General features: G+C 34.8%; 13 protein-coding genes. 4 read left to right on the top strand and 9 right to left on the bottom strand.

Annotation, left to right across the window (positions count from 1 at the left end):
- Nucleotides 1-22 precede the first annotated feature (22 nt).
- Both MPR_RS03845 and MPR_RS03840 read right to left on the bottom strand, forming a co-directional pair.
- Nucleotides 23-535: a metallophosphoesterase family protein gene (locus MPR_RS03845; RefSeq protein WP_041889321.1), complete on the bottom strand. Its 513-nt coding sequence runs from the start codon at nucleotides 533-535 to the stop codon at nucleotides 23-25.
- A gap of 52 nt (nucleotides 536-587) precedes the next feature.
- Nucleotides 588-1,856, bottom strand: a complete 1,269-nt coding sequence (locus MPR_RS03840) for a M64 family metallopeptidase (RefSeq protein ID WP_041889318.1) — start codon at nucleotides 1,854-1,856, stop codon at nucleotides 588-590.
- Between the two features lie 486 nt (nucleotides 1,857-2,342).
- Between MPR_RS03840 and MPR_RS03835 the strand changes: the two genes are divergently transcribed.
- The 4 genes from MPR_RS03835 to lpdA all read left to right on the top strand — a co-directional run bounded on the left by MPR_RS03835 (nucleotide 2,343) and on the right by lpdA (nucleotide 7,475).
- Nucleotides 2,343-3,158, top strand: a complete 816-nt coding sequence (locus MPR_RS03835) for a hypothetical protein (protein WP_041889315.1) — start codon at nucleotides 2,343-2,345, stop codon at nucleotides 3,156-3,158.
- A 101-nt stretch (nucleotides 3,159-3,259) separates the two neighbouring features.
- Nucleotides 3,260-3,997, top strand: a complete 738-nt coding sequence (gene truA / locus MPR_RS03830) for a tRNA pseudouridine(38-40) synthase TruA (RefSeq protein WP_006260628.1) — start codon at nucleotides 3,260-3,262, stop codon at nucleotides 3,995-3,997.
- Nucleotides 3,994-5,742, top strand: a complete 1,749-nt coding sequence (locus tag MPR_RS03825) for an ABC transporter ATP-binding protein (protein ID WP_041889312.1) — start codon at nucleotides 3,994-3,996, stop codon at nucleotides 5,740-5,742. The genes truA and MPR_RS03825 overlap by 4 nt, the downstream gene beginning before the upstream one ends.
- A 341-nt stretch (nucleotides 5,743-6,083) precedes the next feature.
- Nucleotides 6,084-7,475, top strand: coding sequence for a dihydrolipoyl dehydrogenase (gene lpdA / locus MPR_RS03820; RefSeq protein ID WP_006257123.1), 1,392 nt, complete (start codon nucleotides 6,084-6,086; stop codon nucleotides 7,473-7,475).
- An 85-nt stretch (nucleotides 7,476-7,560) separates the two neighbouring features.
- Here the strand turns inward: lpdA and MPR_RS03815 are convergent, their stop codons facing one another.
- From MPR_RS03815 to MPR_RS03785, 7 genes are all read right to left on the bottom strand, one after another.
- The gene (locus tag MPR_RS03815; RefSeq protein ID WP_041889309.1) at nucleotides 7,561-7,989 is read right to left on the bottom strand and encodes a YjdF family protein; all 429 of its coding nucleotides are present in this window, start codon (nucleotides 7,987-7,989) and stop codon (nucleotides 7,561-7,563) included.
- 31 nt (nucleotides 7,990-8,020) lie between these two features.
- Complete coding sequence (locus MPR_RS03810) at nucleotides 8,021-8,776, bottom strand: helix-turn-helix domain-containing protein (RefSeq protein WP_041889306.1); 756 nt, start codon at nucleotides 8,774-8,776, stop codon at nucleotides 8,021-8,023.
- 91 nt (nucleotides 8,777-8,867) lie between these two features.
- Nucleotides 8,868-10,217 (bottom strand): adenylosuccinate lyase, encoded by a 1,350-nt coding sequence (gene purB, locus MPR_RS03805; protein ID WP_041889303.1) that lies wholly within the window; start codon nucleotides 10,215-10,217, stop codon nucleotides 8,868-8,870.
- Nucleotides 10,218-10,637: 420 nt separating this feature from the next.
- Nucleotides 10,638-11,483 carry a DUF2911 domain-containing protein gene (locus tag MPR_RS03800; RefSeq protein WP_041889301.1) on the bottom strand — a complete coding sequence of 282 codons (846 nt, stop codon included), beginning with the start codon at nucleotides 11,481-11,483 and terminating at the stop codon, nucleotides 10,638-10,640.
- A gap of 244 nt (nucleotides 11,484-11,727) precedes the next feature.
- The gene (locus MPR_RS03795) at nucleotides 11,728-13,713 is read right to left on the bottom strand and encodes a protein-disulfide reductase DsbD family protein (RefSeq protein WP_041889299.1); all 1,986 of its coding nucleotides are present in this window, start codon (nucleotides 13,711-13,713) and stop codon (nucleotides 11,728-11,730) included.
- Nucleotides 13,710-15,029 (bottom strand): tRNA lysidine(34) synthetase TilS, encoded by a 1,320-nt coding sequence (gene tilS / locus MPR_RS03790; protein ID WP_041889297.1) that lies wholly within the window; start codon nucleotides 15,027-15,029, stop codon nucleotides 13,710-13,712. Before tilS ends, MPR_RS03795 begins: the two co-directional genes overlap by 4 nt.
- Nucleotides 15,030-15,206: 177 nt before the next feature.
- Nucleotides 15,207-16,262, bottom strand: coding sequence for an RluA family pseudouridine synthase (locus MPR_RS03785; protein WP_041889295.1), 1,056 nt, complete (start codon nucleotides 16,260-16,262; stop codon nucleotides 15,207-15,209).
- Nucleotides 16,263-16,264: the final 2 nt, after the last annotated feature.

The raw sequence follows: 16,264 nt of genomic DNA, 5'->3' as shown, positions 1-16,264 counted from the left end.
TAGTGCGTTAAAAAAGCCGAACCTATATGAGTTCGGCTTTTTTGTTTTTAGGCCATTCGATAATTTCCATATCCTTTATCGCTCCGTTATCTATCGCAAAGCGCAACATCGTACGCACCTGATGAAAACCACTTATACCAGCTGCACCAGGATTTAGATGTAGTACCCCCATCATCTGATCATACTGCACCTTCAGTATATGCGAGTGCCCACAGATATAGATAGCAGGCTTCTCTTGCTTGATTCGCTCTCTTACATTAGCTCTATATTTCCCTGGATATCCACCTATATGGATCATATAGACCTTCATCCCTTCACACTCAAAGAATAACTCTTCAGAAAATTCTAATCGAGCCTCTTTACCATCTATATTTCCCCATACGCATCTAAGCGGTTTTAGCGCCTTTATGGTATCGGTCACTACTAAGTCTCCTATATCTCCTGCATGCCATACCTCATCTGCCTGTCTGACATACTTCAGGATAGACTCATCTATAGTGCCGTGCGTATCTGATAATAATAATATTTTTTTCACCTCTATCTATTTATAATAAGATAGCCTCTCACTAAGAGAGGCTATACTATGATTACTCTGTATAAAACAAAATTAATTCTTCTATTGCATTCTGACAAACAGGGCAGAACTCTGGATACTGATTCGTTTTCATTCTACAGTCTAACGTACCCTTATACACCTTGCGTCCTTCTAATCCTTCATATACTCCTAATGGGTATTTCTTACTGTCTTTTTCTAATGTAGGTACTGGAGTTCCCTTTTTAAGCATTTTTTTCCACTTGCTATCGAAGTCTACTAACGTAGTTATATTCTGCTCCCAAGGTTCTGTCTGATTAGAAATTAAATCACTCAACACATCATTAGGATAAAAATACTCATCTGCTAATCCTGCGAAACTATGCCCAAACTCATGTACTACCACAGGCTTAAAATCCTTATGTCCTGTAGTCGTCAATGTATAGGAATTATAGATTCCTCCTCCTCCATACACATCTGTATTCGCAAGAATGATAATGTGCTCATAAGGAATACCTGCTAGTACATCGTGTAATTTCTTAATTCTGTTCGTAGTCAAATAACGCTCCGAATAAAAAGTATCAAAATTAGACTCTACAGCTGTCTTTTTCCAATCTCCTTGTCTTGGGACACTTACCCCTGAGTCTTTAGAAGCACTCTGTACAGCAATAAAATTAAAATTATCAGCAAATTTATCGAAAGGTTTATGCGCTAATAATTGTTCTATAGACACCTTTACAGCATCCATAAATTTTCCCATTTCTTCTTCCTTAAATCCTTCTGCTACGAATACTACATTGATAGCCTTAGCATTGTCTTTCGCTTTATGTACATATTCATGTTTAGTCACATCCTTAGCACCCTTAGTATGGATTAATATATCTTTAGGATCTACATGATGTACTAATTTATCTTTTTCTTTTCCATCAGCATCAAATAGGATTAATTCTATACGCACATTATCTTTCGGAAACGGTACTAAGAATACATTCTCAAAGCTCTTGGTATTCTTCTGCGCTTCCTCTGTAGATAACCACTCTTGGAATAGTGTACTGAAGCTATTAGTATAGATTAATGTATTTGTTTGCTCATCATATACGCGCACTTGTCCATTTCCTTTTAAGGCATTCTCTCCTAAGTTATGCGTACGTCCAGCCCATGAAGGCAAAGAAATTAATTCATCTAATAAGATAAATTGTCTCTCATTATTTCCTCCGAATACATAATCTAGACGCAATGTTTTGTCTTCAAAATATTGATTAAAATCCTGTGCCTGTACATAAGAGCCTATACACAAGCCCAGTAATACTAGTAGTTTTTTCATTATTAATATAGTTAGGTTAATTGGGTTAGTTACTTGTCACAACAAGTCAAGTCGTAAAAATAAACATATTTCTAAACTATCTCTTGCTTTTAACGTTGTTTACTTCAGGTCGATTTAATTGACCTCTCTTTAGAACTAGTTTTTCTAATATAACCAACGCAAATTTATCAGAGCCATCTCCCTAATCCACCGTTCATACTATAGTCACACATATTAAGCACATAATTAGAACTGATCGAAAAAGAGATTTTTTTTGAGGTGGTCGCATAGTGATCGCATAGTGGTCGCATAGTGGTCGCATAAAAAGGGGCTAAAACTATGCGACCACTATGCGACCACTATGCGATAAAACTATGATCACTACTCTAGCAGTACAGATATACTTATAAACAACATTAAAAAACCACACCTCCATTAATCCACTAAAAACACAATAATCACCTATCAATCAATTTCTTATTTTTCCTTATCTTTAATTCAAAAAGCATGAAAACAAGACAAATTATTTGGTTTACACTTCTCTCTCTTTTCTCTTTCATTCATTCTAGTGCTCAAACAAACACTTTTTATGATGAGTATTACGAGAATAAAATAGAAGAATATACATTTAAAACAGAAAAAGATATTGATCGTTATTTTGATGAACTTGTTGGTGATACTTATATGGCTGGCTATACTAAAACCTATACACGATTCACTAAATCCAAAAAAGACCTCCTTTATATACTGGCTTATGGAGAGCAAGACTGTTTCTTTTTATTTTACTATGACAAAAACGAAGAAAATTATTCATTAGTTACAACTAGTTTCTTTAACTATTTTTACTTATCTCCTCGTTATCGTACAATAACTTATACAGAAACGAGCTGTTGTGGAGAAAGTCCTTTAAAAGGAAATGTAGTTCTAGAATTAAATGAAAAAGGTGTTGAAATCAAAGAAAATTACGCAATAGTAAACCTTGATATTCCTGAATCAGATATTCAAAAAAACGAATTAATTCATTCTACTTTATGGGGAGTTGTTCAGAACGAAGAATACAACCTACGCCTTTATCCCTCTGTAGAAAACAAGTACCCAGATAGTGATGACTTCTACAATTACTTCTCAGACAATCTACTAGGAAAACTAAAGAAAAATTCAAAAATAAAGATTATAGGAGAGCGATATAGTGAAGAACGCAAGTGGTATTATGTAGAAGTAGAATCTAAACAACTATCTACTAACTTTGCCTCTCATGCTATCCATAATGAGCTACAAAACATCAAAGGCTGGGTATCGTCTAATTTTATTACGATTCTATAACGATTTTTCATTCACTCCATATTCCTAATTTTATAATAACATCAACTACCTAGTCCCGATTTTAAAGTATATTTGCGTTTTACAAAACAAAGAGAATTACATTGAGATACTTTTTAGAATTCGCATATAACGGAACACATTATCACGGATGGCAATTACAACCTGATGCTATATCAGTACAGGAAGTACTGACTAAAGCAATTTCTACTCTACTACGCACCCCTATAGAACTAGTGGGAGCAGGTAGGACAGATGCTGGAGTACATGCTAAACAGATGTATGCACACTTTGATCACGAGTTACCTTTTGACAAAGATTCTTTAGTACAGCGAATGAATTCTTTTTTACCTGAAGACATTGTTATTTATAATATACATACGGTAGCAGATGATGCCCACGCACGCTTCGATGCGACAGCACGTACCTACGAGTATCACATTCATCAGTATAAAGATGCGTTCTGTAACGCGGGTAGCTACTACCACTTTAGACCGCTGAATGTAGAATTAATGAATCAAGCTGCTCAAATCTTATTTGAGTATGAAGACTTCGAATGTTTCTCTAAGACACATACAGATGTATTCACCTTCAATTGTACTATTTATAAAGCACATTGGGACATTCTACCTGATAACAGACTAGTATTCACCATCTCTGCTAATCGCTTCCTGCGCAATATGGTCAGAGCGATAGTGGGTACCTTAGTCAATGTAGGGCATGAAAAAATAACACTAGATGACTTCAGAACGATAATAGAAAGTAAAGACAGAGGCAAAGCTGGCTTTTCTGTACCTGGAAAAGGTCTTTATTTAACTCAAGTTAGTTACCCTTATTTATGAAAAAACTAAAATCATTATCTCTACAGAAATTATTACAATATACTAAGCCGTATCAAAAACGATTTAATTGGGTAGTTGTATTTGCGATTTCCCTTTCTATATTCGCTGCCATACGTCCGTATATGCTAAAGATAACTGTAGATGAATACGTACAGAAACAAGATCAATCTGGACTACTACTCTATATCCTACTGATGGGATTAGTACTCGTACTAGAAGTATCTTCACAATTCTTCTTTACCTATTGGGCGAACTGGTTAGGACAGGATATCGTAAAAGACATTCGAGAGAAACTATTTGATAAAATCATCAACTTCAGAATGCGCTATTTCGATAATGAACCCGTAGGAAAATTAGTGACACGTGCAGTATCTGATATAGAATCTATCGCTAGTATCTTCAGTCAAGGACTCTTTATGATCGTCAGTGACTTACTAAAGATGTTCGTGGTACTGTGTATCATGTTCTACATGAACTGGAAGTTGAGCTGTATCGTATTGATAGCTATGCCTATTCTATTATATGCTACTCGAGAGTTCCAACGACACATGAAAACTGCATTCCAAGAAGTACGTACACAGATATCTAATCTAAATACATTCGTACAAGAGCGATTAACAGGAATGAAGATCGTACAACTCTTTACGAGAGAAGAAATAGAATACGAAAAATTCAAAGAGATTAACCATAAGCACAATGTGGCTTGGCTAAAGAACATTCTGTATAACTCTATCTTCTTTCCGATAGCGGATATAGTATCTTCTCTTACACTTGGTTTTGTGATTTGGTATGGAGGGATGTCTATCGTACAAGGAGACAACCTTACTTCTTTCGGAGATTTATTCGCTTATACGATGTTGATCACCATGCTATTTAACCCATTGAGACAGATAGCTGATAAGTTCAATGTCATGCAAATGGGGATTATCGCAGCAGAGCGTGTATTCGAAGTATTAGAAACAGAAGAACAGATAGACGATAGCGGTACAGTCACTGCTCCACAATTTGACGGTAAAATAGAGCTAAAAGATGTTCGCTTTAGTTATATCGAAGGAACAGAAGTACTGAAAGGGATTAACCTAGATATAGCTGCTGGTAGCACCATTGCTATCGTAGGAAGTTCTGGAGCTGGTAAGTCTACTATCATCAATCTATTAAATAGATTCTACGATATAGACAGTGGTACGATCTGTATCGATGGTGTCAATATCAATGAATATAAACTAGCTACACTGCGCAAACAAGTAGCAGTAGTACTTCAGGATGTATTCTTATTTAGTGACACGATATACAACAATATCACACTACACGATGAGAGCATCACAAGAGAGACTGTCATCGAAGCTGCTAAGAAAATAGGAATACACGACTTCATCTTACAACTCCCTGGTGGATATGATTATAATGTGAAAGAACGCGGTGTCATGCTATCATCTGGACAGCGTCAGTTGATCGCTTTCTTACGTGCATATGTTAGTAATCCTAGTATTCTAATACTAGATGAGGCTACCTCTTCTATCGATACACATTCAGAAGAATTACTACAGAAAGCGACTGACTATCTGACTAAAGATAGAACGTCTATCATTATAGCACACCGATTAGCAACGATAGTAAACGCTGATCAAATCATCGTAATGGATAAAGGTAAAATAGTAGAGAAAGGAACTCATAAAGACCTATTAGAAATCCAAAACGGATACTATAAAAACCTACACGAGTCACAGTTTAACAAACAAATATAGTTCAATATACAGAAGCGATAGATTCACATCTATCGCTTTTTTATTGTTCATTATAGAGATGGTTTCTCTACTCAAAATGAATTAGGCGAAAACTTCTGAAGAGTAGAAATACTTTTGTTCTAAAATTTGAATATTTTTTAGTACGCTATTCTCTCCTAGTTTTTTAAAAGATTATCAACAATATTGCCTTTTTGATAATAATTGTCACGTCCTAATAGCCAAATAAGCCACACTCCTTGCAATTACCTTAGTTACAGCCTATCAACTTTTCGTATTGAAAGTTTCAATAACAGAAATAAATGATTATTTTCGTAGCATAAAATATAGAAATATATAGATATATGAAATTCGATATTATTGTTTTAGGAAGTGGCCCTGGAGGTTACGTTACTGCGATTAGAGCTTCTCAGTTAGGTTTTAAAGTTGCAGTTGTTGAAAAAGAAAATTTAGGAGGTATCTGCTTAAACTGGGGATGTATCCCAACGAAAGCTCTTCTTAAATCGGCACAGGTGTTTGAGTACCTTAAACACGCTTCTGACTACGGATTGACTATCAATGGTGATGTAGATAAAGATTTCAATGCTGTTATCGCACGTTCTCGTAACGTAGCTGAAGGAATGAGCAAAGGAGTTCAATTCTTAATGAAAAAGAATAAGATCGAAGTTATCGACGGATTCGGAAAAGTAAAACCAGGTAAGAAAGTAGACGTTACTGACAAAGATGGAAAAGTAACTGAACTATCTGCTGACCATATTATCATCGCTACAGGTGCTCGTTCTAGAGAGTTACCTAACTTACCTCAAGATGGTAAAAAAGTAATCGGATACAGACAAGCATTAACATTACCTCAACAACCTAAGAAAATGATTGTTGTTGGTTCTGGAGCTATTGGAGTTGAGTTCGCTTACTTCTATAAATCAATGGGTACTGATGTAACTATTGTTGAGTTTATGCCAAATATCGTTCCTGTAGAGGATGAAGATATCTCTAAACAATTTGAGCGTTCTTTAAAGAAAAACGGTATCAACATTATGACTAACTCTTCTGTAGAGCGTATCGACACTACAGGTGAAGGAGTAAAAGCATATGTAAAAACAGCTAAAGGTGAAGAGGTATTAGAAGCTGATATCTTATTATCTGCTGTAGGTATCAAAACGAATATCGAGAACATCGGATTAGAAGAAGTAGGTATCGCTACAGATAGAGATAAAATCTTAGTAAACGACTTCTACCAAACTAACGTACCTGGATACTATGCTATCGGTGACGTAGTACCTGGACAAGCGTTAGCTCACGTGGCTTCTGCTGAAGGTATCTTATGTGTTGAGAAAATCGCTGGACACCATGTAGAACCATTAGATTACGGAAATATCCCAGGATGTACTTATGCTACTCCAGAGATCGCTTCTGTAGGTATGACTGAGGCTAAAGCGAAAGAAGCTGGTTATGAACTTAAAGTAGGTAAATTCCCATTCTCTGCATCTGGAAAAGCAAAAGCTGCTGGTACTCCTGATGGATTCGTTAAAGTTATCTTCGATGCTAAATACGGTGAGTGGTTAGGATGCCACATGATCGGAGCTGGTGTTACAGATATGATCGCTGAGGCTGTAGTTGCTCGTAAATTAGAAACTACTGGATACGAAATCCTTAAAGCTGTTCACCCACACCCTACTATGAGTGAGGCTGTGATGGAAGCTGTAGCTGATGCTTACGGTGAAGTAATCCACTTATAAGAATTAGATTATTCAATATATAGAAACGGGCTATCTTAGGGTAGCCCGTTTTTTATTTATCCTTACTTCTTTTATACTTTAAAAATTAATGCCCTCTATGTTTTTCTTTTTTCTTCTTTTGCCTTAAGACATACTTAAACTGCTCACGTTCTTCTTTTAGCAATCTACTCTCTTTTTTGCGCTCACTCTTATCTATCTCTAGTTGCTCTTTCAACATGAGTTGTGCTTTTGTAAAAACATATTTCACTTTTAAATCACTTTGTAATAAACGATTTTTCTTAACTTGTTTCTTAAATCTATACTTGTTCTTCTTACAAGCTCCTTTAATACTAAAGGTATATTTCAATTCATTAAAGTCAAGTTCACACAGAAACTTATTAATGGTAGAGTAATCTGGTTCTGCTGTTCCTATAACTTCCTTAGCTACAGAATACTGTTCACCCTCTGTCTTCTCAAATAAAACAACCCAATAAGGTTGATCAAAATACACTGTTACCATTTGTTCTGTTATCATTTATTTATTTCTTTTGATTAAAAAGACAAAACTAAATATCAGAGAACTTTGATAATTGAATAAAACGGTCATTTTTATTTTGAAATAATTCTCTTGGTGTCACCCCACATAACTTTCGCGTTTCACGAATAAAATGAGCCTGATCTGAAAAACCTATGTCAGGAAAGAAACTTCCTCTCTTAACCCCTGCTACGTTAGAATAGAACCTCAAAACATTACAATACTTCTTTAAGGATATGCCAAAACTATTATTAAAATATCTATTCATTTGTCTTTGGTTCCAAAAAATAGTTGATTCCAACTCTTTAATCACAATATTCCCCCTATTCTTAGTAACAATATCAAATAAGTCAATCTTCTTCTGCTCAATATCTTCTACACCAATAGAAGTAACCCACATATAAGCAGAAGTTATTAGCTTTTGAATATTTCCTCTACTAAAATCAATTTGAGGCAAAAAATCTGAAGGTAAACAACATTGACTATCTACAATATCATTAATATTAATTTTCAAGAGATACTCTATACCAAGTGGAGTGAAACTAATCACTCTCATCTCACTATGAGGAGGAATGACAGTCATTTCTGGCTTAGTACACAAACCGAACAACATCTTCTGCATATTCCCTTCCAAATCGTAAAAACAACACATATCTATCATTCCATCAGGAATTAAAACAATCTCATGTCCAAAAGAACTAGTATTATTCAATACCCATACAGAACTGATATATATAGCTAGCTGATCCTTAAAAAGGTGTTCTTCAAAATTAATGGTATCCGTCATTTTTAAATCATTTCGAATTAATATTAAAATTAATAAAAAAGCGAGTCCTTCTTTCAAAAGACTCGCTTATTCATTTTATGGTAAATTCTTATTACAGAATATCTACTCCTAAATAATTAGCTGGTGTGATTGCTTTAAGCTCTGCTTTAATTGCATCAGATACATTTAATGTCTCGATGAAATTATGCATTGATTCTTTATTAATCACTGTATTCGTTCTAGTCAAATCTTTTAATGCTTCATACGGATTAGGATATCCTTCTCTTCTTAGTATAGTCTGAATAGCTTCTGCTACTACAGCCCAGTTATTCTCTAAGTCTTGAGCAAACTTATCTGCATTCAGCAATAACTTATTCAATCCTTTTAATGTAGACTCAAATGCAATAAGCGTGTGTCCAAAAGGCACTCCTACATTACGCAACACTGTACTGTCTGTCAAGTCACGTTGAAGACGTGATATCGGTAACTTAGCCGCTAAATGTTCAAAAATTGCATTAGCGATACCTAAATTTCCTTCTGAGTTTTCAAAGTCAATAGGATTTACTTTATGAGGCATAGCCGAAGAACCTATCTCTCCTGCCTTAATCTTCTGTTTAAAGTAATCCATCGATACATATGTCCAGATATCTCTATCTAAGTCTATCAGTATCGTGTTTATACGTTTTAATCCATCGAAGAATGCTGCGAAGTGATCATAGTGCTCTATCTGTGTAGTCGGGAAAGAATGTTTAAGACCTAAAGTCAATTCTACGAAGTCAGTTCCAAACTGTTTCCAATCTTGTTTTGGGTAAGCTACATGGTGCGCATTAAAGTTACCTGTAGCACCACCAAATTTAGCAGCAAAAGGTACTTGTTCTAATAATGCTAACTGCTGTTCTAAACGCTCCACGAATACGTAAATCTCTTTACCTAGACGTGTAGGAGAAGCAGGCTGACCATGTGTACGTGCCAACATAGGTACATCCTTCCACTCTATGCTCAACTCTTTTAATCTATTGATAACAGTGACTAAAGATGGTTTATACACATCCTCATACGCTTCTTTAGTCAATAAAGGTATAGAGGTGTTATTAATATCCTGAGAAGTTAGTCCAAAGTGAATAAACTCTTTATATTCTTCTAACTTTAAAATGTCAAATGCGCTTTTCAGAAAGTACTCTACTGCTTTCACATCGTGATTCGTCGTTTTCTCCATCTCCTTGATCCACAAAGCATCTTCTGTGGTAAACTCTTGATACAGTTTACGCAATTCAGGAAAGATAGAACTTGGGACATTGGCTAATTGAGGGACATTGTGCTCACATAGAGAAATAAAGTACTCTACTTCTACTAATACTCTGTACTTGATTAATGCTTCTTCTGAGAAATAATTAGCTAGTGCATTGGTCTTACCTCTATAACGCCCATCGATAGGCGAAATAGCATTTAATTCTGTTAGCATATTTTAGATTGTGTTGTTAAGACACAAAGATAAAGCATTCGATACAGAATCAAAGTATCTTAAATAAAAAAGATAGTTGATAGTAGGTTTGTTTTTTTGTGATGGTGTTTTTCTGTAGTTTGCCTACAACATAGCGTAATGGAAATTAGAGATATGATTAATTGACAGTTGAAGGGTTACAGCTCACAACTTCACAATTTCACAACTTCACGGTTTCACAACTTCACGATTTCACAAAAAGACAACTTCATAGAAACAAAAAAAGATAGTTCATTAGAACTATCTTTTTCTTTATATATTCAGCTATAAGCTTTCAGAAATCAGCATTTTAAGTACAATCTTAATTCTTAATTCTTAATTCTTAATTCTTAATTCTTAATTCTTAATTCTTAATTCTTAATTCTTAATTCTTAATTAAAATTACTTGCTCCACTCTCTGATAGCGTCTTTATTAATCTTGATATAATCAAGGTTATTCGCTTTCTCTGCTAACTCTAATGCCCATTTAGCAGTTTCTACAGCGGCTATTTTATCACCTCCTTTAGCTTGGATCTGTGATTTTAAGCGTACAAAGTAGTAAGGTATTTTCTCTCCTGATTTCTCAATAGCCTTATTTACCCAATCTAGAGCTTTTACAAGGTCTTTATTCGTTAGGTAGTAATATTCTGCTGCTCCGTAATAATCAACGATTGTAGGTCCTTCAAATGTCTCATCTATACTCTGCATTGCCAATTGATCTGTTGGTACTTTAAAACGAACAGGTACAACTGTCTTCTCCCACATAATCTCTAAGTCCGCATAGTCTATGTTCACATTATTCACCGCTACAGTTAATGTCTCAAACTTGCGATCAGAACCAATAGGTTTAACCTTAGTCGATAAAGCTACTTTACTCTCATCCCATTTCTCTGGTAATCCCCAGTTATTCGTGTCTGCATAGAATATTACTTCCCATTCTTCTACTTTAGGAATAGTAAATAATGCATACGATCCTTTCTTTAATTTCTTACCACCGATCTCTACATCATTACCAAAAGTAACTACGGTATTCATATTCGCTCCTGTTCTCCACATTCTTCCATAAGGAACTAAATCACCAAATACTAAACGCCCTCTCATATTCGGTCTTGAATAATCAATCTTGATATCCGTAAGCCCTACTACTTGATGTGATTCTGCTTTTGTACTTGTAGGTGGAGTGTGAACTTGTGCTTGTGTACACAGTGTAAACAATGCAAATGATAATGCAACTAAACTTCTTTTCATTTTTCTTAGCTTATTTTATACGCTCTAATTAATCATCTAATATTCTGAAGAATACATTCTCTAGTATTGATTAACAAAAGGTACTTAAATTAAATATTGTGTTTTGTTTCCTTACTTCAGAAGGTTATCAAATGTATTAACTTTCTTCTTAAAATTAAATCAAAACACCTTTGTTTTTTTATACTACCATCATAAAAAAAGCCACGTGATCTCACGTGGCTTCTTTAACTATAATTATAAAAACTTATTTCACTTTATTAATTCCGCTTTCTAACCAAGCTTTATACTCTGGTGCATCTGGCATATAACCAACAGCTTCATTTAAGCGATTACCTTCTTTATCTAATACGATATAGTAAGGCTGTGCATTCGCTTGGTAATGTTTCATTTGGAAATCACTCCATTTATTACCAATTGTTTTTATTTTCTTACCTGTAGTTTCAGAAATATATTGTTCGTTCTCAGGCAACTCTTTCTTATCATCTACATATAATGAAATTAAAACAACTTCATTTTTTAAGATAGATAATACTTCTGCTTCTGACCATACATAATCTTCCATCTTACGACAGTTCACACATGCAAATCCTGTGAAGTCAAGTAAGACTGGTTTATTTACAGACCTAGCATAAGCCATACCTTTCTCATAATCTGTAAAGGCAATAATATCATGCGCTCCTAGTTTAGCTCCGTCTGGAATAGCAGTAGCTACTCCTCCTGCATTACCACCTTTTCCTCCAACACCATAAGGACTTTCTGAATACGTCATCGGTGGAGGGAAACCTGAGATAATCTTAAGTGGTGCTCCCCATAGTCCTGGTATCATATAAATCGTAAATACAGATACTAATAAAGCCATAAATAATCTTCCTACTGATATACTATCTGTAGGGCTATCATGTGGTAGTCTGATCTTTCCTAATAAATATAATGCCCATGCTCCAAAGATAGCAATCCAGATCGCTAAGAATACTTCTCTTTCTAACCAATGTGCTTGTAATACAAGATCTGCATTAGACAAGAATTTAAACGCTAAAGCTAACTCTAAGAATCCTAAAGACACTTTCACAGTATTTAACCATCCTCCTGAACGTGGCATAGAGTTTAACCATCCAGGGAACATAGCGAATAACATAAATGGTAATGCTAATGCTAGAGAGAACCCTAACATTCCTACGATAGGTGCTATACCTCCTTTAGATGCTGCTTCTACTAATAGTGTTCCTACGATAGGTCCTGTACATGAGAATGATACTATAGCAAGTGCTAATGCCATAAATAAGATACCTATAATACCTCCTCTGTCTGCTTGAGAATCTACTTTATTAGCCCATGAGTTAGGTAGCATAATCTCGAATGCTCCTAAGAATGAAGTAGCGAATATCACTAACAATAAGAAGAAGATAATATTAAAATACACATTCGTAGAAAGTGCGTTTAATGAATCTGCTCCAAATATTGCAGTCACTATCGTTCCTAATACTACATAGATAAGAATGATAGATAATCCATAGATAATTGCATTCTTAATTCCCTTTGCTCTAGTCTTAGACTGTTTAGTGAAGAAACTCACTGTCATCGGAATCATTGGGAATACACATGGCGTAAGTAATGCTGCAAACCCTGATAAGAAGGCTAAGAAGAAAATAGTAAACAATCCTTTTTTCTCTTCTTTAGTATTTCCTGTTGTAGCTACTGTTGTATCAGTTGTATCACTGTCCTTTTTAGTATCTACAGTAGTAGTTGCTAAATCTTCGAAGTTCTTTACTTCTCTGGTTTCAAGTGTCTTTAAATCGTAAACAAATAAGTTACTCTGACTAATACACATTTCATCACATACCTGATAAGCTAATTCTACTTGGATAGTTTCCACAGCAGAATTGGTTATCTTAATGTCTTGAACTAGTTTAGCAGAGTCTACGAAGTAGATTTCATCCACACCAAAGACATCATTAAATGAAGTCTTTGTTTCACTCTCCTTTGCCTTGCCTTCTAATGTATAATTTCCTTCTTGATTATTATAAATAAACTCTAAAGGCAACGAACCTCCTTCTGGGTTATATTGGGAGTATAAATGCCAGTTCTTTTCTATTACAGCATCCCAAGTAATGGTGTATTCTGTATCAGACTTTTTCTCAATTTTAGATTGCCATTTAGCAGGATTAGTAATCTGAGCCTGCACTGATATAAATGACAATAAAAAAAGTAGCAAATAAGCTAATTTTCTCATAGATTAATTTGAATTTTAATAATGTTTGTTGTTGTATCTTTTATCTTAAATCGTTCATCCATTCGACTACCGATAACCCATACAATCTTATTGTCTGAACATAAAAGCCAAGTGTTCTCTTTATCAAATAGACTAAACTTCTCGTCTTTAAAAAACTTACTCACTTTCTTTGTTCCTTTCATCCCAAATGGGATAAATCTATCGCCACTTCGATATTTACGTATAGTCAATGGAAAAGTCAATAAATCCCCATCTACATAAATGGTCGAAGCATCGCTTGTTAACTGTTTTTCTTCATAAGGTGTTATACTAATCGTTAGTGGTTGGGTTAATGTTTGTTTGTTCTCTAATAAATATATTTGTTCTTTATTCTCTTTTTCTTGTGGAAGAGGTTTTATAATAAACTCTCCTCTATTCTTCAACAGTACATGAGTAGATGAATAAATCATCTTCCCTGATGCTCCATTAATTAAGTCTTCGATATCAGACCAAGCTGTAAATCCTAAAGGAGATAACCACTTATACAAATATGCTTTAGGTGACGAAAGACTTTTTAACTTCTCTAAGTTAATACTTATCTCCTCACCGCCATGTTCTGTAACTACCTGACTGTAATAATATTTACTAGCATCTTCACTCAAATCTACTGACTGCTGTAAATACTCTATTGTCTGTAAAAAAGACTGACAAAAATGTTCATTCGTCTCTTTTAGAAGTGGCAATATATTCCTACGAATTTTATTACGCAAATATTTTGTCTGACTATTTGTTATATCTTCTCTCCAAGTAATCTGATTCTCTTCTGCATAATGAGCGATATCCTCTCTAGTAAATGGCAATAAGGGTCTTCTGATATAGCCATTTCTAGCAGGTATCCCTAATAATCCTTCTATACCTGTACCTCTAGATAAGTTAATCAAGAAAGTCTCCATAGAATCATCTAAGTGATGAGCGGTTAATAGATAGGTCTTCTTCTGTTGTGTAGCTAGTTCTCTAAACCAATCATATCGCAATTCTCTAGCTGCAATCTGTATAGACACCTTGTGCTCTGTGGCATATAGTTCTGTATCAAACTCTGCTACAAAAACGGGAACACCTAATCTAGTACCTAACTCTTCTACAAACCGTTGATCTCCATTACTATCTTCTCCTCTTAAATGGAAATTGCAGTGAGCTATCGTTATATCTAGTCCTAACTTATGACATAAATGCACTAAAACGATACTATCTATCCCTCCACTTACTGCTAATAATAATGGTTCTTCTAATAACTCTCTGAAGTTATTCTCTATATGTAATTTAAACTGATTAAACATCTTCTCGTAAAGTCAACAAAGTAACTAAAATAATTTAATTACTTTCCCTCTATTTATGTTTTTTTAACCTAGATTAAGGCTTTCTTCTTCTTTTTTAAATGAGTTTTTACAACAACTTAAATAAAGCAAATAAAAAAAGCCTCATCTGATGATGAGGCTTTGATATATTAAAACAGACTATAGTCCATCTACTTTATTACCGAAATTAGAAGCTTGAGCATACGTTCTCCATTTCTCTATACACTCTACCATATCTGTAGGTATATCAGAGTTGAACCTCATTCTTTCTTTAGTTATAGGATGTGTAAATCCAAGTGTTTTGGCATGTAATGCCTGTCTAGGTAGAACAGCAAAACAATTATCTACAAACTGCTTATATTTCGTAAATGTCGTTCCCTTAAGAATTAAGTTACCACCATAACGTTCATCGTTAAACAGCGTATGTCCAATATGTTTCATGTGAACACGTATCTGATGGGTACGACCTGTCTCTAGACGGCAAGATACTAAAGTAACATATCCTAAGCGCTCAAGTACTTTATAATGCGTCACAGCCCATTTACCCATACTCTCATCATCGAAGGCTGCCATCTGCATTCTATCTTTGACGTGACGACCGATATAACTCTCTATTGTACCTTCATCTTCTTCTACATTCCCCCATACCATAGCAACATACTCACGCTCAGATGTCTTCTCTGCAAATTGCTTTTGCAGTTCAGTCATTGCCCATTCTGTCTTTGCTACCACTAACAGACCACTAGTATCTTTATCAATACGGTGGACTAGTCCTGGTCTTTCACTACTATTCAGTGGTAAATTCTCAAAGTGATAGGCTAAAGCATTTACTAGAGTTCCTGTATAGTTACCATGTCCTGGGTGTACCACTAGACCTGCTGGTTTATTCACTACTAATAATGAATCATCCTCATACACTATATCAAGAGGAATATTCTCTGGTATAATGATATTCTCGAATGGAGGTTGTTTCATCAACACACGCACCACATCATTAGCTTTTACTTTGTGATTTGATTTTACAGGTATATCATTCACGAATATATTGCCATTAGTAGCTGCTTGCTGTATTTTATTACGTGTAGCATTCTCTACTAAATTCATTAAAAACTTATCCACTCTTAAAGGAGCTTGTCCTTTCCCTGCTTCAAATCTATAATGCTCAAATAACTCACCTTCTAAGTCATCGAACATTTCTACATTATCTTCTTGCATTA

Origin of the sequence: Myroides profundi (assembly GCF_000833025.1) — a bacterium.
Classification (GTDB): Bacteria; Bacteroidota; Bacteroidia; order Flavobacteriales; family Flavobacteriaceae; genus Flavobacterium; species Flavobacterium profundi_A.
Note: the sequence above shows the minus strand (reverse complement) of the source record. Positions and strands in the feature narration are given on the sequence as shown.

Coding starts and splice junctions, on each gene's coding strand:
- MPR_RS03840 (WP_041889318.1), bottom strand. CDS start 1,856: ATGAAAAAACTACTAGTATTACTGGGCTTGTGTATAGGCTCTTATGTA.
- MPR_RS03835 (WP_041889315.1), top strand. CDS start 2,343: ATGAAAACAAGACAAATTATTTGGTTTACACTTCTCTCTCTTTTCTCT.
- MPR_RS03825 (WP_041889312.1), top strand. CDS start 3,994: ATGAAAAAACTAAAATCATTATCTCTACAGAAATTATTACAATATACT.
- lpdA (WP_006257123.1), top strand. CDS start 6,084: ATGAAATTCGATATTATTGTTTTAGGAAGTGGCCCTGGAGGTTACGTT.
- MPR_RS03815 (WP_041889309.1), bottom strand. CDS start 7,989: ATGATAACAGAACAAATGGTAACAGTGTATTTTGATCAACCTTATTGG.
- MPR_RS03810 (WP_041889306.1), bottom strand. CDS start 8,776: ATGACGGATACCATTAATTTTGAAGAACACCTTTTTAAGGATCAGCTA.
- purB (WP_041889303.1), bottom strand. CDS start 10,217: ATGCTAACAGAATTAAATGCTATTTCGCCTATCGATGGGCGTTATAGA.
- MPR_RS03800 (WP_041889301.1), bottom strand. CDS start 11,483: ATGAAAAGAAGTTTAGTTGCATTATCATTTGCATTGTTTACACTGTGT.
- MPR_RS03795 (WP_041889299.1), bottom strand. CDS start 13,713: ATGAGAAAATTAGCTTATTTGCTACTTTTTTTATTGTCATTTATATCA.
- tilS (WP_041889297.1), bottom strand. CDS start 15,029: ATGTTTAATCAGTTTAAATTACATATAGAGAATAACTTCAGAGAGTTA.
- MPR_RS03785 (WP_041889295.1), bottom strand. CDS start 16,262: ATGCAAGAAGATAATGTAGAAATGTTCGATGACTTAGAAGGTGAGTTA.